This is a genomic window from Streptomyces sp. NPDC042002 (genome assembly GCF_055588305.1).
Genome location: NZ_JBVJCT010000043.1, coordinates 1 through 21355, shown reverse-complemented (window position 1 = coordinate 21355; position 21355 = coordinate 1). Strand labels below are relative to the sequence as shown.

At 70.0% G+C, this 21355-nt stretch carries 20 protein-coding genes and 5 pseudogenes; 12 read left to right on the top strand and 13 right to left on the bottom strand.

The genetic code is table 11. The features are described from left to right. The first annotated feature begins 495 nt into the window (after window positions 1-495). Entirely contained in the window at window positions 496-1329 is an 834-nt protein-coding gene (locus tag ACZ6KY_RS36525; RefSeq protein WP_469314564.1) for a serine hydrolase domain-containing protein, read from the top strand. On the opposite strand, the gene ACZ6KY_RS36520 is transcribed toward ACZ6KY_RS36525, so the two are convergent. After that, on the bottom strand, window positions 1248-2183 hold the full coding sequence (locus ACZ6KY_RS36520; protein WP_469314563.1) for a hypothetical protein: 936 nt from the start codon (window positions 2181-2183) through the stop codon (window positions 1248-1250). The genes ACZ6KY_RS36525 and ACZ6KY_RS36520 overlap by 82 nt on opposite strands. On the opposite strand from ACZ6KY_RS36520, the gene ACZ6KY_RS36515 reads away from it, so the two are divergent. After that, window positions 2173-2304 carry a hypothetical protein gene (locus tag ACZ6KY_RS36515; RefSeq protein WP_469314562.1) on the top strand — a complete coding sequence of 44 codons (132 nt, stop codon included), beginning with the start codon at window positions 2173-2175 and terminating at the stop codon, window positions 2302-2304. The genes ACZ6KY_RS36520 and ACZ6KY_RS36515 overlap by 11 nt on opposite strands. Before the next feature lie 60 nt (window positions 2305-2364). Here the strand turns inward: ACZ6KY_RS36515 and ACZ6KY_RS36510 are convergent, their stop codons facing one another. Beyond that, complete coding sequence (locus ACZ6KY_RS36510; RefSeq protein WP_469314561.1) at window positions 2365-3294, bottom strand: alpha/beta hydrolase; 930 nt, start codon at window positions 3292-3294, stop codon at window positions 2365-2367. A gap of 109 nt (window positions 3295-3403) precedes the next feature. Between ACZ6KY_RS36510 and ACZ6KY_RS36505 the strand changes: the two genes are divergently transcribed. The 4 genes and pseudogenes from ACZ6KY_RS36505 to ACZ6KY_RS36490 form a co-directional block, all read left to right on the top strand. Continuing rightward, complete coding sequence (locus ACZ6KY_RS36505; RefSeq protein ID WP_469314560.1) at window positions 3404-3850, top strand: MarR family winged helix-turn-helix transcriptional regulator; 447 nt, start codon at window positions 3404-3406, stop codon at window positions 3848-3850. A 277-nt stretch (window positions 3851-4127) separates the two neighbouring features. Beyond that, window positions 4128-5020, top strand: a pseudogene (locus ACZ6KY_RS36500) (IS701 family transposase); the annotation flags it as partial. 448 nt (window positions 5021-5468) lie between these two features. Continuing rightward, window positions 5469-6110, top strand: coding sequence for a hypothetical protein (locus ACZ6KY_RS36495; protein ID WP_469314559.1), 642 nt, complete (start codon window positions 5469-5471; stop codon window positions 6108-6110). 117 nt (window positions 6111-6227) lie between these two features. Continuing rightward, a pseudogene (locus ACZ6KY_RS36490) lies at window positions 6228-6947 on the top strand (YqjF family protein); the annotation flags it as partial. Window positions 6948-7008: 61 nt separating this feature from the next. On the opposite strand, the gene ACZ6KY_RS36485 reads toward ACZ6KY_RS36490, so the two are convergent. Further along, window positions 7009-7725, bottom strand: a complete 717-nt coding sequence (locus tag ACZ6KY_RS36485) for a DUF6215 domain-containing protein (RefSeq protein ID WP_469314558.1) — start codon at window positions 7723-7725, stop codon at window positions 7009-7011. A 153-nt stretch (window positions 7726-7878) separates the two neighbouring features. Between ACZ6KY_RS36485 and ACZ6KY_RS36480 the strand changes: the two genes are divergently transcribed. Next, window positions 7879-8193: a hypothetical protein gene (locus tag ACZ6KY_RS36480; protein ID WP_469314557.1), complete on the top strand. Its 315-nt coding sequence runs from the start codon at window positions 7879-7881 to the stop codon at window positions 8191-8193. Here the strand turns inward: ACZ6KY_RS36480 and ACZ6KY_RS36475 are convergent. The 3 genes and pseudogenes from ACZ6KY_RS36475 to ACZ6KY_RS36465 form a co-directional block, all read right to left on the bottom strand. Beyond that, window positions 8172-9092 carry a zinc metalloprotease gene (locus ACZ6KY_RS36475; protein WP_469314556.1) on the bottom strand — a complete coding sequence of 307 codons (921 nt, stop codon included), beginning with the start codon at window positions 9090-9092 and terminating at the stop codon, window positions 8172-8174. The genes ACZ6KY_RS36480 and ACZ6KY_RS36475 overlap by 22 nt on opposite strands. 182 nt (window positions 9093-9274) lie before the next feature. After that, window positions 9275-10144 (bottom strand): hypothetical protein, encoded by an 870-nt coding sequence (locus ACZ6KY_RS36470; protein WP_469314555.1) that lies wholly within the window; start codon window positions 10142-10144, stop codon window positions 9275-9277. A gap of 512 nt (window positions 10145-10656) precedes the next feature. Next, window positions 10657-10743 (bottom strand): annotated as a pseudogene (locus ACZ6KY_RS36465) (IS5/IS1182 family transposase); the annotation flags it as partial. A 117-nt stretch (window positions 10744-10860) separates the two neighbouring features. Here ACZ6KY_RS36465 and ACZ6KY_RS36460 point away from each other — a divergent pair. After that, entirely contained in the window at window positions 10861-10995 is a 135-nt protein-coding gene (locus ACZ6KY_RS36460; protein WP_469314554.1) for a hypothetical protein, read from the top strand. Between the two features lie 415 nt (window positions 10996-11410). On the opposite strand, the gene ACZ6KY_RS36455 is transcribed toward ACZ6KY_RS36460, so the two are convergent. Then, window positions 11411-13393: a hypothetical protein gene (locus ACZ6KY_RS36455; protein ID WP_469314553.1), complete on the bottom strand. Its 1983-nt coding sequence runs from the start codon at window positions 13391-13393 to the stop codon at window positions 11411-11413. Window positions 13394-13830: 437 nt separating this feature from the next. Continuing rightward, the gene (locus ACZ6KY_RS36450; protein ID WP_469314552.1) at window positions 13831-14280 is read right to left on the bottom strand and encodes a spore-associated protein; all 450 of its coding nucleotides are present in this window, start codon (window positions 14278-14280) and stop codon (window positions 13831-13833) included. Window positions 14281-15013: 733 nt separating this feature from the next. On the opposite strand from ACZ6KY_RS36450, the gene ACZ6KY_RS36445 reads away from it, so the two are divergent. The 3 genes from ACZ6KY_RS36445 to ACZ6KY_RS36435 all read left to right on the top strand — a co-directional run bounded on the left by ACZ6KY_RS36445 (window position 15014) and on the right by ACZ6KY_RS36435 (window position 17374). Next, window positions 15014-15379 carry a peptidoglycan-binding domain-containing protein gene (locus ACZ6KY_RS36445; protein WP_469314551.1) on the top strand — a complete coding sequence of 122 codons (366 nt, stop codon included), beginning with the start codon at window positions 15014-15016 and terminating at the stop codon, window positions 15377-15379. 139 nt (window positions 15380-15518) lie between these two features. Beyond that, window positions 15519-16232 (top strand): N-acetylmuramoyl-L-alanine amidase, encoded by a 714-nt coding sequence (locus ACZ6KY_RS36440; protein ID WP_469314550.1) that lies wholly within the window; start codon window positions 15519-15521, stop codon window positions 16230-16232. Between the two features lie 125 nt (window positions 16233-16357). Further along, window positions 16358-17374, top strand: a complete 1017-nt coding sequence (locus tag ACZ6KY_RS36435) for an ArsR/SmtB family transcription factor (RefSeq protein ID WP_469314549.1) — start codon at window positions 16358-16360, stop codon at window positions 17372-17374. 9 nt (window positions 17375-17383) lie between these two features. Here the strand turns inward: ACZ6KY_RS36435 and ACZ6KY_RS36430 are convergent. From ACZ6KY_RS36430 to ACZ6KY_RS36410, 5 genes and pseudogenes are all read right to left on the bottom strand, one after another. Beyond that, window positions 17384-17683, bottom strand: a pseudogene (locus ACZ6KY_RS36430) (NUDIX hydrolase); the annotation flags it as partial. A gap of 119 nt (window positions 17684-17802) precedes the next feature. Beyond that, window positions 17803-18717, bottom strand: a complete 915-nt coding sequence (locus ACZ6KY_RS36425) for a PIG-L deacetylase family protein (RefSeq protein WP_469314548.1) — start codon at window positions 18715-18717, stop codon at window positions 17803-17805. Between the two features lie 207 nt (window positions 18718-18924). Further along, on the bottom strand, window positions 18925-19236 hold the full coding sequence (locus tag ACZ6KY_RS36420; protein WP_469314547.1) for a hypothetical protein: 312 nt from the start codon (window positions 19234-19236) through the stop codon (window positions 18925-18927). Window positions 19237-20052: 816 nt separating this feature from the next. After that, window positions 20053-20124: pseudogene (locus ACZ6KY_RS36415) on the bottom strand (hypothetical protein); the annotation flags it as partial. Continuing rightward, window positions 20121-20432 carry a hypothetical protein gene (locus tag ACZ6KY_RS36410; protein ID WP_469314546.1) on the bottom strand — a complete coding sequence of 104 codons (312 nt, stop codon included), beginning with the start codon at window positions 20430-20432 and terminating at the stop codon, window positions 20121-20123. The pseudogene ACZ6KY_RS36415 and the gene ACZ6KY_RS36410, both read right to left, overlap by 4 nt. 205 nt (window positions 20433-20637) lie before the next feature. Here ACZ6KY_RS36410 and ACZ6KY_RS36405 point away from each other — a divergent pair, with 205 nt between their 5' ends. Next, window positions 20638-21066 (top strand): hypothetical protein, encoded by a 429-nt coding sequence (locus tag ACZ6KY_RS36405; RefSeq protein WP_469314545.1) that lies wholly within the window; start codon window positions 20638-20640, stop codon window positions 21064-21066. The last annotated feature ends 289 nt before the right edge of the window (window positions 21067-21355 follow it).

Here is a 21355-nt window from a genome sequence, read left to right as displayed (position 1 = left end):
GCCGCACGGAGGCGCTCTCCGGGTGCACCCCCTGTGCACCCCGGTTTGCCGACATGGTGTCGGTATCTACTCGGGGGGTGACGACTCCCCTGAACTCCCTTTACCGGCGGCGCGGTTGGGAATTCGCGGTTTGATCCCGGTCCGCTCCACTCTGCGACGCTGGGCGATCCACGCCGTGAGCTTCGCAGCGGCAGCCCTGGACGGCTGGGTACCGAGCGGTCCCGCCGGGACGACCGTATCCAGACCCCGCCCGCACCGTCACACGTGCTGACGTCTTTGAGGAGCTGGCCCACCACCCGGCCAACTCCAAACGGACCGGGGCTCATTGCGGTTCACCTCGTTCAACAGACTGCGATCATTGGTCTGTTCCAGCGAGCGGCCGTCATCAGGTGGACCGCTCGACTCGTTCATCGCCGGACAGCCAGACACCGGCATCGCACGCCCCGTCGGCACGGCGGCACGCGCGCTGCCCCGAACACACGACAGAAGATCATCATGATCCGAGTTCCCACCTGCATACTCAGCAGCTTTCAGGCACCCCAGATCTCTCACGGCCACAGCCCCGACCTGTTCGTGCAGATCGGTTCGTTGACCAAGCCGCTCACCGCGACCGTCCTGACCGCCTTGGCCGACGACGGAGTCCTGAGCCTCGACGACCCGCTGGAGCTGTTCCTGCCGGTGCCCAGCGGCACGGGAATCACCCTGCGCCGGCTTGCCGAGCACACCTCGGGCCTTCCTCGGTTGCCTCCCGGCATCAGGGGGCGCGATCCCTACGTGGCTTTCGACGCCGACAACCTGGACTCGGTCGTACGGCACCTCGACACCTTGGTCACCGCTCCCGCGGGGACGGCCGAGGAGTATTCCAACCTCGGATACGCGCTCCTGGGTGCCGCTCTGGTCGCGGCCACCCGCACCCCGTACGAGGAGTTGCTGCACCGCCACGTCCTGGACCCGCTCGGCATCGCCGACGTCGCCGGCGATCCGCCGTCCGGCAGACGACTGCGCCGCAGGGGGCTGTTCGGCCGGCCTCGGCAGGACTGGACCATGGACGGCGCGATTCTTCCCGCCGGCGGCCTGTGGGCCACTCCCCGGGCCGCCGCCCGCCTCCTCACCGACCTGCTTGTCGACCGCAGGCTGGGTGAACCGGCACCGGCCTGGCAGAAGGCGGGGAGCCTTCTGTGGCACAACGGCGCGACAGGCGGCGCGTCCGTTTTCGCGGGAGCCTCACCGCAGGGCTGGATTCTTGTTCACCGTCTGTCCGGTCGAAGTGCCGTGACGGACAAGATGGCCCTGGACACGCTCAGACTCTTCATCGGGCCCCGAGCTTGATGCTGGGGCCGGGCATGGAACGCTCCCGGCCGCCCGGCGCTACGGCGTGATCCGGCCCGGCGCCTTCCGCCTCCGCGCTCCGTGGTCCAGTAGAGGAGGGGCAGGAGCGGCAGCGCGGCGCCGAGCGGGGCGAGCGCGGTCCAGCCTCCGGCGCGGAGGACGGCCGATCCGAGTTGGGATCCGGCCGCGCCGCCCACGAAGAGTGTCGCGATGAAGGCGCTGTTGAGCCGGGCGAGGACGCGGTCCATCCAGGCGGGCGGCAGGTCGACACGCAGATCACGCATCATGTCGGCGAAGTCGCGGACGTGCCGCGCGACGGCGTCGAGGTGCGGGCAGGCGGCTCTGATCTCTTCGAGTTCTGCCGTGCCGGCGTCGGCGAGGTGCCCGGGGGTCGGCATGATCCAGCGCACGATTCGGCGAGGCTGGGGTGCCGGCCGCGGTGTGGGAAGAAGTGCTGGCGGCTGCCTCGGCCTGGGGCTATGGGGCTTCTTGAAGGGGCGGAAGTAACGGCGGACGCACTGGATGTCGCCACTGAAGCCCTGCTCGCGCAGTTCGCGGTGGAGCTGGGGAATGTCGTGGCAGCCCTTGTTCCACCGTCGGTGCAGGTAGGGCTTGTAGGCGTCCAGGATCGAGTTCCGGTCGACCGCCTTGACCAGGAGTTCGTCGAGGCTCTGGGCGCGGGCGAAGCGCCGTACGGTCGAGTGGTCCAGCCGTAGCTCGCGGCGGATCGCGGCCAGCGGCATCCCTGCGGACAGCCTCTGCCGGATCGCCTCGTACCGCTCGGTCGTGCGGGCGGCCGGCCGCCGCGGTTTCCCCGTGACGTCGAGCGTGCTGTCGGGCGGGATGAACGGCACGACCTCCACCGGTGGCGCCGGGGTGACCCGGGTCTCCTCGGATGCTTCCTCGGTGACCGGGGACAAGGCGAACGCGGCCCGGATGCAGGCGTGGTGGGCGCTACTGAAGTTGAACCCGTGATGGCGGCGACGGTGCTCCTGTGGCCGTCGCCGCCATCACGGGGAGGCAGCCGGGTCGGTGTCAGCGGACCGGTTCGAGATGGTCGGCGCCCGGGCGGCCGGCGCTCAGGTGGGCTGTGAGGAAGCGGGCGGCGCGGTCGAGTGCGGCGTCCGCCTCGTCGAGGCGGCCGTAGTGGTGCTGGAAGACGTGGGGGAGGCCGGGGCCGACTTCGAGCGTGACCTCGACGTCGTCGGCGCCCGCGCGGCCGGCCAGTCGGACCGCGTCGTCGAGGAGTACCTCGTTCGCCCCGACCTGTACAAGGAGTGGCGGCAGTCCGGTGAGGTCGGCGAACACCGGGCTGGCCAGGGGATGCGCCCGGTCGCCTGCGCCGACGTAGAGATCGGCGCAGGCGCGCACGTCGGCCGCTGTGAAAATGGGATCGGCGCTCTCCTTGGAACGGATGCTTCCCCCAGCGAGGGTGAGGTCGGCGAAGGGGGAGAAGACGACCACGGCGGCTGGTTGCGGCAGCCCGGCCTCCCGGGCGGCGAGCAGCGTGGCGATGCTCAAGCCGCCTCCGGCGGAGTCACCGGCCATGACGAGGTCCCGTGGGTCGGTGCCCGACGCCAGCAGCTCGCGGTAGGCCGCGAGCCCGTCGTCGACAGCCGCGGGGAACGGGTGCTCGGGCGCCAGCCGGTAGTCCACCGACGTCGCGCGCAGCCCGGTGCGGCGGGCCAGTTCACCGACCAGCCCTGCGTGGGTGTCCGGTGAGCCGATGACGTAGCCACCGCCGTGCAGGTAGAGCAGCCGGCCGCGGCCGGAGGCTCCGGCCGGCTCCAGCTCCAGGGCCGGCCGCCCGCCCAGGACGGTCCTGCGGGTGACCACGCCCTCCGGCGCGGGGCGGGTGAGGGCCGCGGCGAAACCGCTGCGCTGCTCCTCGGGAGTGGGCCGCTTCTCACTGCGAGGGGCGGAACGGAGTATGGCGTCCAGGGCGTCGCGCTGCTGTCGGGACATGTGGGGCCTCCATGGGTCGGGGTGCGAGGATGGATTCCTGGGAATCCACCTGCCCGCCTCAACCGGATTCCAAGGAAGATGATTCCCTGGAATCTACTGGAAGGCCAATGTGAGCCACATCACCCCGATCTTCATCGACCTGGTCCGCGTCGAGACCCGGCTCTACAACGCGGTGAGCGCCCGGCTGCGCGCCGAACAAGGGCTGGGACTGGGACAGTTCGAGTTTTTGGAGATCATCGACCGCGTGCCCGGGTGCCGCGTGCTCGACATCGTCGGCGAACTGGCGATCACTGTCGGGGCCGTCAGCAAGGCGGTCGACCGGCTGGTGGCTGCGGGCTGGTGCCTGCGGGTCGCGCACCCCCAGGACCGTCGCTCGTCCGTCCTCCGCCTCACATCCGAGGGTGAGGAGCGGTTGTCCGCATCCCGCCCCATTGTCGAAAGCGAGCTCATCTCGCTGACCGGAGCGGTTCCCCCCGACGATCTGGCCCGCATCGGCTCAACCCTGGCCGGCCTTCGCGCAACCCTCGAGGCGGGCCCCCACGGCCGTGCGGAATGACGGGACATGACCCGCGAATGACAGCCGACCTCCCAGAGTTGAGTGACACCGCTTGGCCCCGCAAGGCCGACATCACGAATTCAACTTCCGTAACCGTCTTCTCCACGGCCTCGGCGAGGTTGTCGGGTCGGGTCCGGGCGCGGTTCCTGGATCACTCCAGGACCGTTTCCCGGATCCGCCCGCCGAACCCGGCGTGCGACTTTCACCGCACCGGGCTCTCCACGAGATCATGCCGTCAGGATCGGTTCGGTCGGAGCTCCGGCCATGGTGTTGGGATGCTGTTGCCTCGGTGGCGGTGAGCGTGCACGCGGTCACCGACGCCGCGTCCTGTCCGCTGCAGTGGCGGCTGTTCGTGCCCCAGGAGCGGGCGGACGATCCCGTACACCGGCGCAAGACGGGGATCCCCGAAGAGACCGGGCATCGCGAGAAGTGGCGCCTGGCGCTGGACATCATCGATGAGCTGGCCGGATGGGGTCTGGCCCCGCCGGTGGTGGTGGCCGATGCCGGCTACGGGCAGAACGCCGACTTCCGCGACGGCCTGAGCAAGCGCGGCATCGGATATGTCGCGGCGATCCGGTCGGACGTGACCGTCCACCCGCAGGACGCGCGGCCCACCGCCCCGGCGTGGTCGGGCAACGGCCGCCAAGCCCCGGCCCCGCTACCGCGACAAGCCCTCCCGGTGGCCGCACTGACGGCCCGCCACGGGCGGCAGGCTTTCACCGAGGTGACCTGGCGTGAGGACTCCCGCGGACCGATGCGCTCGCGCTTTCTGATGCTGCGGGTACGGCCCGCCGCTTGGCCCAGGCCGCCGCCACCGCCGAACACGGCCACTGGGACGGAGTCCTGCCCGAGGCCACGCTGCTGGCCGAATGGCCCGAAGGCGCCGAAGCACCCACCGACCGCTGGCTGTCCAGCCTGCCCGCCACCACCCCGATCGCCGAACTGGTCCGCCTGGCGAAGATCCGCTGGCGCATCGAGCACGACTACCGGGAACTCAAGCACGGCCTGGGCCTGGACCACTTCGAGGGATGTTCCTGGACCGGCTGGCATCACCACGTCACCCTGGTCACCGCCGCCCACGCGTTCCTCACCGAACAGCGCCTGGCCCCCAAAGCCGGTACAGCGGACTCACCCTCTACCAGACCCTCGACGCCCTCCAGGACCTGCTGAACTGCTGGACCGGCACCTGCACCACCTGCCACCGCCCTCTGCCCAGAACAGCCGTCACCAGCCAGAACCCAAGAGCCAGAGCAACCTAACGGAGTCCTACTGGCAGAACGCGCCGCCACCACGGATCCTGAGAAGAGGGGCCCCGGGTTCCTCGGCTTCTCATGCGACAGCAGCCCGATGGGATCCTCATGTCCGATGCTGCCTTCCGAGCCGAGCGGCGGATCGCGCTGGTCCGCGACGACGTGGCCGCACGCCTGGCGCTGGCGCAGGAGTTCTACACGCACTCCTCCGAGCCCCTGCGCCGCTACGGTCACGCCGAGCTGAGCTTTCTGCGGTGGTCCGCCGCACGCGGAGTGCACGCCCCGGAGTCCGGTGCGCACCCGGGCAGCCCATGGTGGCGTTCCGTGAACGAGGGGCTCCTCCGCGACAAGGTGGAGGCGGGCCTGCTGTGCGCCGCTCCCCGGGAGAGGCGAGCGGCAGAAGCGTCGAGTACTGGATCGACTGCATCCGCAAGCCGTCGCCCGCCTCCTGGTACGGCGCCCACAACGCCAGCATCGTCGCCGGCTACCTGCGCCACGAGGACCTGGCCGCGCCGGAATCGCAGGTGGAGCGGTTCATGATGAACGTCGCCCTCCTCCGCGTCCTGTTCACCCACGCCATGCTCGTGCGGCCGCGGCTCATGCTGGGGAGGCTGGCCCCGCTCGGGCCCCGGCTGGTGGACCCCCGGTACGGGACCGTGAAATGGTTCCTCGACCTCGGCCGGTCCTTCCCGTCGGTGTACCCCGTCACGCTGACCACCGAGGACACCATCCTCGACGAACACGCCCTGGCCCGGATGCTCGACTACGGCGTGATCGCCCCCAGACTGCCGGCGCTGTACGCGTTCGCGGCCGCGACGCTCGAAGAACCCCGCCTGATGACCCTCCTGGACGCAGGCGTGCCGGCGTACGTCTGGACCAGGGCCGAGCGCCCGCTCTGGTACGTCGGCAACACGGGCGCCCATCTGCGCCTCATCGCCCGCATGACAGGCGCACACCTGCGATGGCCACCCTCACGGGCAGGCCGCCACTGGGTCCCGCTGCACGGCTGAAGCGCGCTCCCGCAGTTCACCGGACGGCGCGGTCGAGCCGGGCGAAGCGGGGACGGCCACCACCGGCGCCCCATCCGACCCACCCGCCTCCTGCGTGCGATCTGGCACCCTGGTGGGGTGCACCCCACGCCCATCACGCCACAGGCGCCGGCCGCGGTGCGCAGTCCGCTCCTCACCCAGCGATGGCTCGACCTCACCTTCGTCCACTGGGCCGTCGATCCCGCGGACGTCGCCCCGCTGCTGCCGCGCGGGCTCACCGCGGACACGTACGACGGGGTCACCTACGCCGGCCTCGTCGCCTTCCGGATGGAAAGGGTGGGCTGGCTCCGGCTTCCCGGGGTGCCGTACTTCGGCTCCTTCCCGGAGACCAACGTGCGCCTCTACTCGGTCGACGCGTACGGCCGCCGCGGGGTCGTCTTCCGGTCCATGGAAGCGTCAAGGCTCGTGCCGGTGCTCCTGGGACGCCTCGGCTTCCGGCTGCCGTACCGGTGGTCCCGCATGGAGGTACGAGCGGACGGCGACACCGTCACGTACAACAGTTCCCGGCACCGGCCCCGAACCTCCCGGGCGCGGAGCCGCATCGTCGTCAGAGTCGGCCGACCCATCCCGGAACCGACAGAGTTGGAGCATTTCCTCACGGCCCGCTGGGGCATGCACAACGCGTTCTCGCGCAGCACCGGCTACCTCGCCAACGACCATCCGCGCTGGCCGCTCCACCGCGCGGAGCTGATCACCTGCGAGGAGAACCTCCTCGCGGCGGCCGGGCTCCCGGCTCCCGACGGGCCACCGGTCAGCGTCCTGTATTCGCCCGGAGTCCCGGTACGCCTCGGCAGACCCACCGGCCTGACGCCACCGGCCTGGCACCGTCGAGCCATGACCCGCCGATGGAGCCGTCGGATCATCGGACAGATCGTTCGGGGATCTTCGGAAGCACCTTCTCGGCGATGGCGAGGAGAGCGCTGTCGCTCGGGAGGGCTCCGGACTGGCTCCACACGGTGATGTCGCAGGAGCCGCCGTGGTCCTTACGGTCCAGGGCCACGGTCAGTGTCCTGGCCAGGGGGCCTTGCCCGACCGGTCCGCCGGATCCGCCGCTCCCGAGGTCGATCTTGATTTGCATGGTGTGATCCGAGGAGAGGACCGCGGGCCGGCCGAGAACCGTCAGCGTCCTGATGTCCCTCTCGTCCCCGTACTTCATCAGCTTCACGTACTGGTCGGTCGTCAGCTCGTTGTAGGTGGCCGAGACGTTCACGGTGTACGTGTCGAACGCGATCTCGGCCTCCGGTGCGGCGACCTTTCCGTCCGTCAGAAGGGCGGTGTTGTTGCTGCCGGAAGCGGTGGTCGCGGTCTCTCCCGGCGTTCCCAGGAGCTCGGCCAGGTCCGGCCGGTCGAGCGCCTTGCACAGTTCCTCGCCGGTCACGGGCCGGGGCGTCTGCTTGTAGGCCTTCGGCAGCTTTTCGTGTGCCCCGTCCGAACACGACGCGGGCTGCGGGGTGTTGTCGTCAGACGGCATGAAGCGTGGACCCAACCACACCGTGGCCGCGAGCGCCCCGAACAAGGCCAAGGCCGCGAAGGCCTGGCCCCATGCGTTGTGCTTCTCGGGCTCCTTCTTCTCCATCTTCGCAGTGCCTGGACCGGGACGCGGCCCGGCTACGGCCTGGGCCCGGGGGAGGGGTTGGGGGAGGGGCGAGGCGACTGCCGCCCCTGCCGTCCCGCTCGGGGAGGTTGCCGGATCCGGGTTCCGGCGTGCGCGCAGAGTCCGTACCACCGTGTGAACACGTATCGCGGTGAACACGAGAAACACCATGCCCAGACCGGCCGCGATCCGATCGTGGTCGCGGACGGCGAGATACATGATGCGGACGCCGAAAACGGACCCGACCACGATGAGCAGGGGCTCACGGACCCAGAACGGCAGAAGACGGAGGAGGAAACCGAGCATCCGGCGATCTCATCAGGACAAGATCATATTCGCCATGACGGAAGCCATAATTCCGGTCATGTGCAGGATTTGCCGCTGTTGGGAGGCGCCCCGAAGCGGGGCGACGCGGCTGCGCGGCGGAGTCAGACCTCGATGCCCCGGTAGACGCGGAGCATCTGCTGGAGGCGCGTGATCTGACCGGGGGTGAATTCGGTCGCGCAGGAGTCGATGCCCATGTCCATGTAGTTGTGGATCGGGTCCTTGCCCTCACTCGGGCAGGTGTCACGGTCCTCGGGGCAGCCGGTCGACGCGGATGCCTCGGCCGGGGTGTCGCTCACGTAGTCGCCGTCGGGGTCGGTGCAGCCGCCCTGGAAGGTGTGGAACAGACCCACCCAGTGCCCGACCATGCGCACCGCGGTCTTCCCCAGGTTGCGGTCGCTCTGGTCACCGCCGGGGAGTGTTCCAGGGCGCACGATGATGCCGTCCGCGATCGGATTCTGGGCGTAGTCCCACGGGAAGGCCGCGTCGCCGAACGGTCCCCTGCCGTCGGGGCTGGTCGCCCCCAGGGAGTAGACGTTCAGGTCCGCCGGGCCGCCCTGCCGGAGCGCGCGGGCCATGTCCGAACGGGCCGGGGAGCCGGCCTGCGCGTCGAACCATCCCGGGTTCATGGTGCGGTCGATGCCGGCCAGGGCGAACGACAGACCCGTGCCGGAGAACGCCTGGTTGAGAACGCCGATCTGCTCCTGGACGGCGGAGTCCGGGATGGAGCCGCCCTGCACCGTGGTGTCCTTGCCGATCGCATGCCAGTACACGGGAATGCTCACCGGGACTCGCTTCGTCGCGGGAGCGGAGCCGGCCATGCGCCTGGACAGGTCCTTCTCCACGGCCGCCGCGGCGGCCGGGCCGAGGACGTTCGCCGAGTCGGCCGTCCCCACTCGCTCCGGGCGGACACAGGGCGCGCCCACCGCCCCGGCCGTCGAGACGGGCACGGCGGTCGAACAGGTCATCGTCACCACGAAGGCCAACGCCGTGCGGGACCACCACCGGCCGGAAGAACCAGGCATGCCACCACTCCTCGCGTCTGCACGGACAATCCAGGATCACGAACAGTGGACAGGCCCGGACCCCCTGCGGCCAAGCCACACGGCGGGACCACGTACTCCCGGCAACCAAGATCACTCGCTCGGCCCCGACGGTCGCTCGACCGATCCGGCACCCGCCTGGTCGGAGAGGGCGAACGGCGTGCTCAGGCGGAGGGCTGGGCGGTGGCGGCGTTGTCCTGTGGTGGGAAGCCGCCCCACTGGGGGGAGGGGGAGGGAGCGGGGGTGGTGATGGGTTGTCCCTCGGCCCAGTCGCGGTACTTCACGGAGAAGGGGTCGGAGGTGAACCGGGACGGATGGTCCGGTTCGTCGTGGTGGAAGGGAATGGTCATCTTCACGGACACCGGCAGGTAGTCGTGGCCGGTGACGAGGGTGAAGGTGAGTTCCTTGCCCGGGCTTGCCTGGGCATAGGGGCGGTAGAAGAAGCCTCCGGCCGGGTCGGACTCCAGGGCCGCGAGGGAGACCCGGCCGGTGATGACCCGTTCGGTGCGATCGGTCTCGCGGTAGTGATCGGCGTGCTCCAGCAGCGCCGCGAGATGTTCCGGCGATGCCAGCCAGCGTGTCTGAAGGGCGTTGCTGACGTCGGAGTTGTCCGTCGTGGCGCCGGCGTCGGCGATGTAGGCGGTACGCCCGTAGGTGGCCGTGCCGGTGGCGGGAGAGTTGTCCGGGGTCACCCAGGCGTGGTTTCCGATCACTACGACGTCCGGGGGGAACCACGGGTCTTCGCCCGGGTCGTACAGGACATGCGTCGCGACGGCCTTCGTGCCGCCGGAGGACATGCCGATGCGGCCTTGGCCGTAGAACTGAGCGGGGTCGCTCAGATTGCGTGCCGAGATGTCGAAGGCGGCCACGGAACGGCTGACCATGGCCTGGCCGATGGCGCGTGCGGCCTGTTGCCGGCGGGTCAGGCCCGGCGAGCCGGCTGCTGTGCCCGCGCCGGGAGCCGATGACGCCGTCGGGGCGCTCCTCTGCGCGGCAGGACTTCCCGCCGCGCATCCGGCCGCTGTGGTGGCCACGGCCACAAGGCCGATCCATACCCCTCGTGCACGCACCGGTATTCCCCCCGTTGTCCCATGCCCTGACAGCCTGCCTGCGCACCGGACAATGCCGGTGATACGCGGCCGGGACGTGAATCTATAGCCCAGATCCGTTGTTGAGATGGATATAGCCGAATATGCGTCGTGACGCGGGCGAAAGTGCAGTCCCTTCTCCGGCAGCCGGCGTCTGGACACCCCGAACCCCACGATCGGGAAGTGCGCGGCCGGCCGGCGCCCTGCCGGGCAGCGGTCGAGAACCCCGTCACGCCGCGGGGAAGGTCACCGCCGGGCCCCCGTCACCGCCGACCTCCCGCGCCCGTCCGAACGGTGCCCGCTGCCGTTCGCGGTGACCACGGACTCATGAACGCCTTTGCGTCGCCGTTCGGCGACGACGCGATCGTCGAGCCGAGGAGCGGCCCGTGACCGAGCAGGTGCTGGCGAGCTGGAACGAGGGGCCCGGTCCGGCAGGTGATCCTGGACCACGTCGACCGAGCAGCGCGATCATTTCGGGTGTGGCCGCAGCGCAGGTGGGCCAGAACCGGCAGGGCCTGACGGCCCGCGGGGAGCCGGCGCCTCCGCCTGGGCGCAGCGGCTGGAGCAGCAGAACCGGGTCTGCTTCCCGGACGTCCGCTGGGTGCCCAAGCGGCACTTCCTGATGCTCATGCACGAGTCGATGGGCGAGTTTCTGGCCGACGATGTCCGCGTCGAGTTCCACCCCCAGCGCGCTCCGCGCCGGCGACTACGACCGCATCGCACACCAGGTTTTGCAGCAGGCGCTGGACGAGACCGTGCCGACCATGCTGCCCCACCACCAGATCGACCGGCTCTGACGTCAACGTGCGGTCGCATGCGGTCGGCAGCCCCGGTGCCACTCGATGGCAAAACCCAACCATCCGGGGCTCCAGCGCTCTGCGCAGCCCGGCCGCCCCCGCCGGGCCTGAGGTTGGAAAGGGCTCACCGGGTGGCGCCACTTCTTCCTCGTTTCCTTGTTCAGGACAACCCTATTGGGTGCCTGTCCGGAAACTTCGTGGCCCCTCAGTCACATAGGCAGCTTGCTGTTGCTGCCGGGGCTGCGGCCCTTGCCGATCGTTCCGGCGAAGCGGTTTGGTGTGTGCGACGAGCAGCGGCCCGAGTCTCTCCGGCTGGAGCCGCCGAACTCGATCTGCCCGTTCGTCGTCGCCCGTGGCAGTTCGCGGGCAGCGGGCCCGTTTTCGGCGTCTCTCGGTATCGTCCGGCGACCGGTCGTCACGACAGGGCGAGGACGTCGTCGATTGCGGTCCGGATCTCCTCGTCCTGCAGGAAGGCTCGGTAGTCGCGGTACGTCGACAGTCGCCGGTCGGATGCCCGCACCGTACGCAGGGTCGCCCGCGCCGGCGCAGAGACCGTGCCGATGCGGGCGAGGGCCCGCAGCGCGTCGAGGAAGTGGCCGTAGGAGTCATCACCGTCGGCGACGGGAGAGAGGAACTCCTCCAGGACGGCCGCACTCGGCTCAGGCTCGTCCGTGATCGACCACAGCGCGACCGCCGCCGGCAGTCGCGGCCAGTCGCCACCGTGGTTCATGACGCGCCGCACGCGGTCGGCGTAGTGAGCGGCCGCCGGCCCGAAATCACCGAGGAGGTCGACAGGACCGTAATACGGCCCCTCCGCGGTCAGCACCGCTTCGCCGATGAGCCGCAGCGCCGTGTCACGGTCGCCGCCGAGGCGCCAGAGGGCCCAGGCCACCTTGCGATGGCCAGGGAAGTCGCGCGACGCGCACCTGCGTATGGCGGACTCGGCGGATGCCGCGGCCGGTCCCATCGCCACCAGAGCGTCGACTGCGTACAGGGAGTACCGGGTGTCGCCCAGCAGGGACACCACCTCCGGCAGCGCCGGTGCCGCGACCGGCCCCCACGCTTCGAGGACTTCGAGGAAGCAGCGGGTCAGCGAGCTGTCCACGTCGGCGTCCCGGAGCAGCTTCCGTACTGCGGGCAGCAGAATCTCCGCGTGCGCCCGCAGCGGGGTCAGGACTTCCTCGACCTCCGGCAGCCGCGGGTCACCCATGACGTACGCGCGGGAGTACTGACCCCGGTAGGGCGCGTACAGCCGCTCGACCAGGTCCGGCAGGGCGCGCCGGTCGCCCATGCGGGTCAGCGCCCATCGGGCGTGGTCACCGACGGTGCCCTCGAGGAAATCGGCCTCGCCCGGGTCGTCGAGGAGCGCGGCCAACTCGTCGGCGTACGACGCCGCTCGCGAACCGAGGACCGCGAGCAGGTGGGCCGCCCGGTACCGCACGCCGTCGTCCGGGTCCGCGAGCAGCCTGCCCGCGAGCGGCAGCAGCGTGGATTCCGCGGACGGCATCTCCATCAGCAACTGCCACGCCTCGTCGAGCGTGGCCCGGCACAGCGGGGCGTCCCCGTTGCAACGCGCCGTGTCGAGGAGGCGGGCGACGAAGGAGAGCGCCGTCCGCGGAGCGCCCTCGAGCAGGTGGGCAGTCCAGGAGACGACGTCCTCGCGGGTGAGGGCGCCATCGACGTCCGGCACGTACCAGGTCGCTTCGAACTGCGGACGCACGGCCGGGTCGGACAAAACCTCCACCAGCAGCTCCAGTTCACGGAACGGCGCCCGGGGATCGAACGCGGCCCAGGCGTGCACGGCCGCGACCCACATGACGGGTGCGTCGGTGCGCAGCACCTCAGCCACTACCGCTCGTACCCGCTCCACCGTCCCGGCGTCGGCCGAGCCCGCCGCGGCGGCCCCCAGCGCGAGCAGCACGGGCAGCCGTACCGTCGGATCCGTCTCGGTGCTCCAGCGCTCCAGCAGCACGTCGACCCCGTCCGCGAGGGGCAGGGCTTCCCTGCGGACGTCGGGCCGGGGGTCTGCGAGCAGTGCCCGGATCCGGGGGCGTTGGCGACGCCATGTCTCGTGCCAGTCAGCGTCCACCAGGCCCGGATCGGCTTTGGCCGCCGCGTTGGCCAGGACCACCAGTAGCTCCACGAGCGTGGTCCTGGCACCCATGTCCGGATCGCCGGCGAGGGCAACGACGAACGGCACCGCCGCGGTCGCAACGGAGACCACGCGTCCGGTGCCCGTGACGAAGCAGCGGAACAGGGGCCAGCAGTCTTCCTCGGTCGCCGCCCCACCCTTGAGTGCCAGGTGCCGCAGGGCGCACGACACCTCCTCGGCCGGGTGGTGCTCGTGCGCCGACTCCAGCCGCTCCCACGGCACTTCGTCCAGTGCCTCCAGAGTCATCCCCGCCACTCACGCCCCCCACGACCTCGCGAATCGGTTCTTCACCGGACATCCTGCCATCGAAAGCCCGGCGCGTGCGGGATCGCCTGACCGGGTGCACAGCCGCCCCGGCGCCGTCCGCGGAAGCCGGCACTGCGTTCTGCGATTCCGGGTGGCGGCAACTGCCCCGCATCGCGCCGGCCGGTGACAACTGGGTTGTCTCGCCACCACCGTTGACCGGACAGTCCCGATCGGCAGGTAGGACCCGGGTCCCGTGGCACCGGCTGGGACATGCGCTCGCCCCGGCAGGACGCGGTGAGTCTGCCGGGGCGAGTCGGGCCAGTGCGTTCCCGCGCGGTGATCGGGTTGTGGGCGTCGGCCCGATCGCCGTCGGCTCTCTGTACCCGGGCGGGGGGAGAGGGCGGCGCGGGAGCGGGGTGGCCGGGAGGAGCGGCGGGTCAGCGGGTGAAGGTGACCCGGTGCTCCTTGAAGGCGGCGCAGTTGGAGCCGCTCACCTGGGTGTAGACGTTGCTGATGTTGCCGCCCCAGTCGACGCAGTGGCCCTTGCCGTACACGTAGGCCGGTCCGGCGTAGGAGGTGTACTGGCCGTAGTCCTGGGCGCCCTGGTCGGTGTCGGAGACGTAGATCCATGTGGACATGTCCACGGCGGTGCCCGGGTTCTGGCGGATGGTCGCGACGCAGTTCTTGCCGTTCGACGCGTTGTACGTCAGGTAGATGGTGCCCAGTGAGCCGACGGGGGCCGAGTTCACGGTCTTGTAGGCGCTTCCGCAGACCTTCTGCGGTGTGGTGTTGGGTGCGGCCGAGGCGGGCGCTGCGAGGGCGGTCGTGGCCCCCACCGCCAGGGCGGCGAAGGCGGCCGCCGTCAGGACGGAACGGTTGAATCGCATATTTCCCCCTTGTGATCTTTGGAGATGTTTGCTCCTGCCTTATGTGACCCACGGGACGTCGGAACGGTTGTACGTCGGCGCAAAAGACGTGCGGCCCGCACGGCAGCCGTACAGGGTTGTCCGGTTGCTGTTGCGCGCAGCCTCGAAGCGACGGTCCGCATACCGGAGAGCCGGGGAGCCGGGGAGCCCTCCGAGCTGGTTCGCCTCCCCGGTACGGCTGTTCCCCTCGCACGGGATGACCCGCGGGCCCGAGCAGTCGCACCGCGCGCCGCCTCCCGGGCGGCCGGACCGCGCACCGGTACGGGGGTACGCGGGCTGGGTCCACTCCACCGCCGGACTCCCCGCCGCCGAACTCCCCGCCACCGCAGGGAGCGTCCGGCCGCGCTCCTGCCCGGATCCCCTGGAACCGGCCCTGTTCGACGGCGTCCGGGATCCCGCGTCATGACCGCCACCCGAACTCCCCGCCTGACGCCCGGCCGTCCGGCTCGCGGCCCCAACTCCCGCCCCGCCGACCGAACCACCGGTTCTGCATCCGTACTTCCCGCCTCGCCCCCGCCCGCCGGCCGAACGCGCTGCTCGGCCCGGCGAACGGTGCCTGATGCCTGATGCCTGATGCCTGCTCCACGGTGCCTGAGCTGCCTATTTTCGGCCCAGTCGAATCTCCTCGACGGGGGTCGTGTTCACACGCACGCTTACTTTCGTCACGACCACCACACACCTCGGGAGCGACGTCATGCGCATCCATCGCCTAGCTGTTCTGTGTAGCACCGCCGTGCTGGCCGTCACCGGCCTGCTCGTCGGCGCGCCCTCCGCGAGCGCTTCGGCCGCCGAGACCAACTGCAACTACATCGCCGACTCCGCGCGTCCCACGGTCCACCCCAACGACAAGGGCAACGCGGTCCGCCAGGTGCAGTGCCTCATCGACTACTACAGCAAGTACCAGGACTGGCTCGACGTCGACGGCGACTACGGCCAGGCGACCGCACAGGGCGTCTACTACGTGCAGACGTGCAACGGCACCACGGGCGGCGCCGACGGCGTCGTGGGCCCCAGCACGTGGTCCCGCCTCTACACCCCCAAGCCCGCCTGCGCCCTGTAGCGGCGACCTCCGCTCCACTGGCCGCCCGCCTCCGTCTCCCAGGGGAGCGGGCAGGCCGGCCGCGCACACCGCCCACAGGAGGAATCACGCGATGACGGACCCGGACTCGCATTCCGCAGGCCCCCGCCAGTCGGGCCGTATGGCGTCCGCAGTACCTCGACGCGTGTTCCTCGGTGCGCTCGGAGCCGCCGCCGCGTTGAGCGTCGTGCCCCGCCCGCCCTCGGCGGCCGCAGCTTCCGACGCGTACACGCTGATGTCCCGAGCCGCATGGGGAGCGGACGAGACACTCCGGTATTCAGGCGGTACGGAGATCTGGCCGCCCGAGTACTACCCGGTCCAGACCCTCACCGTGCACCACACCGACGACGGGAGCAGCGATCCCGACCCGGCCGCGGTGGTTCGGGCGATCTACCGCAACGACACGGTCGGCAAGGGCTACGGCGACATCGGCTACAACTTCCTGATCGGCCGGAACGGCCTTGTGTACGAATGGCGTTGGTCCGGCACCGACGGCACGGCCGCACACGACTCCGATGGTCGGCTCGTGACCGGCGCGCACGTCCAGGGATACAACACGGGCAACATCGGAATCGCCCTGTTGGGAACCCTGACGACCACACCCCCGTCGCCCGCCGCACGCACCGCGCTCCTCCAGCTCCTGGCCGAACTGGCCGCACGGCACGCGCTCGTCCCCTTGGGCAAGGTGCTCTACCTCAATCCGGTCAGCGGGGTCAGCCGCGCCGCACCGGTCATCGGCGGCCACCGCCACTGGGCGGACACCGACTGCCCCGGCACGGTCTTCACCGACATGCCCGCCATACGCCAGGAGGTCGCCGCCCTCATTTCCGGATGACGGCTCGGCGCACACGGTGCCGACTGAGCCGTGTGCGCCACGAGCCGATCCGTTCTGGTTATTGCCTTCGCGGGGGCGGCGCGGCAGTGTCAGCCGCATCGGGGAAAATCACGCGTGGGGGGATCATGCTACGAATCCACTTCACTCCGGAGGATCTCGTACGAACCCGGCTTGCGGGCAGACCTGACCCCTTATGGGAGATCGCCGCCAGTCTGCACCGCTTACAGTCGCAGCTCGGACGCTGGGCCCATGCCGCCTGGCACCGCGACGCCCGTGACGCCATCGCCACGCAGCAACTGGGCGCCGAGGTACGCAGACTGCTGTTTCCGCTGTTCCCCCGCGCGACCTACTTCCCCGACTTCCTCACGCCGGCCGAGGCGAGTTGGGGGCTCGACAGCGGACTCGACGCGATCCTCGACACGCCGCCGGCCAGGGTCCGCCATGAGATCGGTCTGCTGTCCCAGGTCAGGAACGTACGGGTGGACATGTATCGCCTGGCCGACCACGACGTACGGGCGGAACTGGTCGGGGTGCTGCGCAAGTACCACAATGCCGTCATCGCTCCTTACGTCGACCGCATGCAGGCCCGCGTCGACGCCGAGTGCGCCGGCCGAGGACGCGATCTGCTGTACGGCGGAGTCGAGGCGCTGCTCGGCGGACTGGGGCCCGCCATGCGGTGGAAGGCCCCCGTCCTGGAGGTCGAGTACGGGGGAGGACTGGACCGGGACCTGTACCTGGGTGGTCGCGGACTGCTTCTGATCCCCTCGTACTTCTGCTGGCAGAAGCCGGTCTCCTTCGCCGATCCGGACCTGCCGCCCGTCCTGCTCTATCCGCTGGCGCCGTCCGGTCCCGCGCCTCAGTTCCGTCCGGACGAAGCGCCACTGTCGGCACTGCTCGGACGCACCCGCGCCGCGATACTGCGCACGGTGACACACGGAGCGACCAACTCCGAGATCGCCCGCGCCGTGTCGGTGTCCACGGCCAACGCGAGCCACCACACCACGGTCCTGCGCGACTCGGGACTCATCGCCAGCCACCGGTACGCGAACACCGTCCTGCACACCCTGACCCCGGTCGGCGCGGCACTCCTGCGCCTCCCCGACCAGGACCGCCGGAGCTCCCTGAAGAACAGCCGAGCTTGAGTCCTGACGTCACCGTGGATCGTGGGAGGGGCCAGAGCCCGACTCGCGCGTGAGTCGGGCGAGGTAGGCGTCCAGGGACTGAACACATCCCGGGAGGACTTCCCGGAGGTTCCACCAGCGGATGGCCGCGATCTCCTCGGTGGCCTGAAAGTCCCGAACTTCGGTGGTGCGGCCCGCGAACAGCGCCGCGTTCTCAGCTCGCTGGTCGGGTGCGAGAACAAAACCCGCGTAGCCGATGAACCGCAACGGTCCGTCGGGTACCTGGCCGCTCTCCTCCAGCAACTCGCACGCGGCCGCCTGACGAGCGGATTCACCTTCCTCTTGGACTCTGAGGTCAACCGCGCGATTGGACGAGCCCGATCGGGGCGCCGGTCAGCAGGTCCCGACAGGCGCGCCACCCGGCTGAGGTCACCGCGTGGTAGGTCCCGCTACCAGGACGTCATGGGCTCGGTGATCGGCCCGGTCCGGTACCCCGAGGGGATCGTGAACACGAACTCCCTGGGGTCGGCGTGCGCGCTCTCCAGCTTGTCGGGCACGCTGTGGTAGCCGAGCGCGTAGAAGTTTCGGCTCGGGTCCCAGGTGTTGTAGCAGTAGATCGAGTTGCGCTTCACGGTCATGTGGTCCGACGGGATGTTCAGTACGTACGCGGCGCCGTTGGCCCGCTGACTCGTCGGATTGTCGTACGCGTAGACGTAGTTGAACCGTACGTCCGTCAACACGCCCTCGTTCATGAGGAGGTACGCCGCGTCCGAGATGGCCTTGTGAGTGTTGGTGACCTCCAGCCAGCCCGCGGTGAACTTGTGCGAGGCTCCCGGGTACTGCTGCGCGAGGGCCTTGACCTTCGCCTTGACGGCGCTCACGAACGCGTTGTATTTGTCGGAGGTTCCCCACGCGGAGTCGCTCAACTTGAAGTTGATGACCTTGTCGACCCCGAGGTTTTTCGCCGAGGCCATGAACTCCGTGGTACGGCCCGGTACGATCATGCTCGTCCCGTCCGTCGGCCAGGACAGATTGTGGTGGCCGCCTGCCGCGCACGGGTGGCTGGACGCCCCCCAGGTGGTCAGCGGGCACGGGTCCCCGTTCATCAGCTCCGCCAGGTCGCTGTTCTCGCCCTTGGTCACGAGGACCAGGTAGACCGGCCGGCCGGCGGCCTTGTGCTCCAGGATGGACCCGGCGAGGCCCAGCGCGTCGTCGTCCTGGTGCGGCGAGTAGAAGATCGCCGGTGGCGCCGCCGCCGAGGCTTTCGGGGACCAGAGCGTGTTGCTCGCCACCGCGGCCCCGGTCAGTGCCCCCGCCGCCAGCATCTGGCGCCTCGTCATCTGCTTTCCGTCGCTCATCCCCATGATCCGTTCCTTCGGTGTGTACGGTGCCCGGCCCGGCGGCGTCACGCCCCGAGGACACCGGGTCCTGCGGGATTCCCGTGCGCACGGCCGGGAGCCCGGGGCCAGTCGATCACCGTGGCGCCCGGCAGCCCAGGCACTTCCACCGGAAGATCTGGCGCCCAGTCCACTTCTGCCGGTATCGGGAGCCTCTTTGCTCCGGCGGCGGACTCACCGGCCCCGGGCGGTCCGCATCCGGTCGAGTTCGAGCAGTTCCGCGGAGGCCTCGGCCTGCCTGGGGCTGTTGAGACCGCCGAGGGCGTCGTCGGCCGCACGCAGAAAGCCCCGGGCCCCGGCCAGATGGTTCAGGTGGCGGAGCACGCGCCCGAGGTCGAGCCGGGCGGATTCGCTCCGGGCGGCCATCCGGGCCCTCTCGAATTTTGCGACGGCCCGGCGCAGCGGTTCTTCGGCCTCGGCCCAGCGGCACAGGGCTGCCAGGTCGCGGCCGGTCTCGGCGAGTGCGACGGCGTGATAGACGGCCATCAGGTCAGGTGACTGCCCGGGCATCCCGGTACGGCAGATCGCCTCGATGCGGCGGTGGACGGCCAGTGCTTCTTCGGCACGGCCGACATCCCGCAGGTTGTTGCCGAGCGTGTTCAGGACGGTGAGTTCGGCGAGCCGTCCGCTGGCGGAGGTCTGGCCTTCGAGGCAGGCGGCGGCTTCGCGGGGCCGGCCTACGGCCTCGTCGACCCGGCCGAGGCGTTTGCAGGGCTCCGGCGGCGTATCCGAGCGCCCAGCCGGTCTGCAGGGTGTCGGTGATCTCGCGGGCGACCGTGACGGCGAGTTCGGCGGTCCGCAGAGTGGCGGTGTGGTCGTAGCGGCAGTTGTTGTGCGCCCACGACAGGTAGTTGAGGTGGATTGCTCGTCTTGCCGGTTGCCGAGTGCGTGGGCCGATTCGACGGCGTACGTGAACACCTCGCCCACAGGCCCCAGTGCTGGTTCAGGTCGGAGAACCAGTGCATGGCCTCCGCCGTGTCGACGACTTCTTGATGATGGCCGGCGGCGTGCACCGCGATGCGGTCTTGCCGAGCCCGGGTGGCCGCAGACGACGGTGACCGGCGGATGCGTGGCCTCGGCGGCCGCCACCAGGGCCCGCAGCCCGTCGAGGGAGCGCCGGCGAGCCGTGAAGTCACCAAGGTCGCGGGGCAACGCGAGCGGGTGGCGAGCCTGCCCGGCGCCTGTGCGGTCACCACGTGGCCGGCCGACGGTGGCCGCGTGCTCCAGTTCCCCGGCCGCCGACGGCTCCAGCCGCAGGGCACCGCACAGCGCCTTCAGATTGCCGCGCTGGGGGCCGCGGGCTCGGCCGCGTTCGATGTCCGCCAATGCGTGAGCGCTGAGGCCCGCGAGGTGGGCGAGCTGCTCCTGACTCAGTCCGGCGCCCCGGCGCAGTCCGACCAGCAGCCGCCCGAGTTCGTCCGGTCCCGAGGCGCCGTCCGCACCATGATGGTTCCCCCTGCCCCGCGCCGACCGGCCGTCGGCGCGGTTTTCCCTAGATCAGAAGCATGGATGACCAACGTCGCGCAGGGCCGGTGCTCTGCGAGTGCCGAACGGCCAGAAGTGAACGAAGCCACTTTCAGCTGCGTGGCAGAGCCGACAAGGCCCACGAGGTTGAGGTCGGGTGCGTAGGGCGGCAGGTGGTAGGCCGCAATCCAGTCGTGCGCGTCGATGAACTCCCGCATCCTGCGGTTCCTGTACAAGAGGATGATCGGGTTGCCGGGCTGGCCGTCGGACGTCTCCTCCCCGGCACCGCGGCGCTCCAAGGCGGCTTCGCCCTCAAACGACGCCGCGCCCGCGACCGGGCCAAGTCCGCCCCGACTATCAGAGCCTCTCCTTGACCTTGCTCAGCCGGAGCTCTTCCCGGCCCCGCCCCAGGACTGGACCCGTTTGGACACCACCAGGCCACCCGCCCTCACTACTGCGGCCGCCGACCTCACCACCTACATGCGCGGCCGCGGATGCAACACCGACTCCTTCAGCGGCAGCATCCGCACCCGCCGCATCGTGACGGGACACCTCGACGCCGATGGTGGGGATGTGCCGGCGGCCGGCCTCCGTAGTCGGCGCGGCTCTACGAACCCGGTTGTCGTCAGGTCTCCCGCAGCCTTCTGCTCACGGTCGACCGTGTCCTGCTCGACCCAGTTCCGCAGTGCTGTGCTGACCCTGATCTGCCGGGCCACCTCGATGGCGGCGTTCCCGGAAGAGCGCACGACCGCGACCGCGTCCCGCTCGAACTCCTTCGTGTACTGCCTGCTGAGGTTGCTCTTGCTTCCCCCCGACGCCCCCGATGTGCGTGCGCACCCGCTGACCTGCTAGCGTCCTCTTCGCCTCGCAAAACTTGTTGACACGGGTGGAGCGGGGAGGCAGGGTTGAGAAGTTGCCTAGAACTGGACACGTCCGGTGGCAGCGGTTAGAGTCTGCTCGCTTCTCAAAGCAATCGACACGTCGATTCAGAAGAAGCTCCTCCTGATGGTTCAGAAATGGTCGCCGGTCAATCCGGCCCACAGATTCTGATAAAGTCGGAGCCGCCGGAAAGGGAAACGCGAAAGCGGATTACCTGGAAAGCACCGAGGAAATCGGGCCCGAAAGGATCTGATAGAGTCGG

Excerpts from the sequence above, each read along its gene's own strand:
- ACZ6KY_RS36525 (WP_469314564.1), top strand. The coding sequence starts at position 496 with ATGATCCGAGTTCCCACCTGCATACTCAGCAGCTTTCAGGCACCCCAG.
- ACZ6KY_RS36435 (WP_469314549.1), top strand. The coding sequence starts at position 16,358 with ATGCTACGAATCCACTTCACTCCGGAGGATCTCGTACGAACCCGGCTT.
- ACZ6KY_RS36440 (WP_469314550.1), top strand. The coding sequence starts at position 15,519 with ATGGCGTCCGCAGTACCTCGACGCGTGTTCCTCGGTGCGCTCGGAGCC.
- ACZ6KY_RS36410 (WP_469314546.1), bottom strand. The coding sequence starts at position 20,432 with ATGCGGGAGTTCATCGACGCGCACGACTGGATTGCGGCCTACCACCTG.
- ACZ6KY_RS36460 (WP_469314554.1), top strand. The coding sequence starts at position 10,861 with ATGTCCGCGTCGAGTTCCACCCCCAGCGCGCTCCGCGCCGGCGACTAC.
- ACZ6KY_RS36445 (WP_469314551.1), top strand. The coding sequence starts at position 15,014 with ATGCGCATCCATCGCCTAGCTGTTCTGTGTAGCACCGCCGTGCTGGCC.
- ACZ6KY_RS36455 (WP_469314553.1), bottom strand. The coding sequence starts at position 13,393 with ATGACTCTGGAGGCACTGGACGAAGTGCCGTGGGAGCGGCTGGAGTCG.
- ACZ6KY_RS36450 (WP_469314552.1), bottom strand. The coding sequence starts at position 14,280 with ATGCGATTCAACCGTTCCGTCCTGACGGCGGCCGCCTTCGCCGCCCTG.
- ACZ6KY_RS36515 (WP_469314562.1), top strand. The coding sequence starts at position 2,173 with ATGAACGGCACGACCTCCACCGGTGGCGCCGGGGTGACCCGGGTCTCC.
- ACZ6KY_RS36510 (WP_469314561.1), bottom strand. The coding sequence starts at position 3,294 with ATGTCCCGACAGCAGCGCGACGCCCTGGACGCCATACTCCGTTCCGCC.
- ACZ6KY_RS36425 (WP_469314548.1), bottom strand. The coding sequence starts at position 18,717 with ATGGGGATGAGCGACGGAAAGCAGATGACGAGGCGCCAGATGCTGGCG.
- ACZ6KY_RS36485 (WP_469314558.1), bottom strand. The coding sequence starts at position 7,725 with ATGGAGAAGAAGGAGCCCGAGAAGCACAACGCATGGGGCCAGGCCTTC.
- ACZ6KY_RS36475 (WP_469314556.1), bottom strand. The coding sequence starts at position 9,092 with ATGCCTGGTTCTTCCGGCCGGTGGTGGTCCCGCACGGCGTTGGCCTTC.
- ACZ6KY_RS36420 (WP_469314547.1), bottom strand. The coding sequence starts at position 19,236 with ATGGCCGTCTATCACGCCGTCGCACTCGCCGAGACCGGCCGCGACCTG.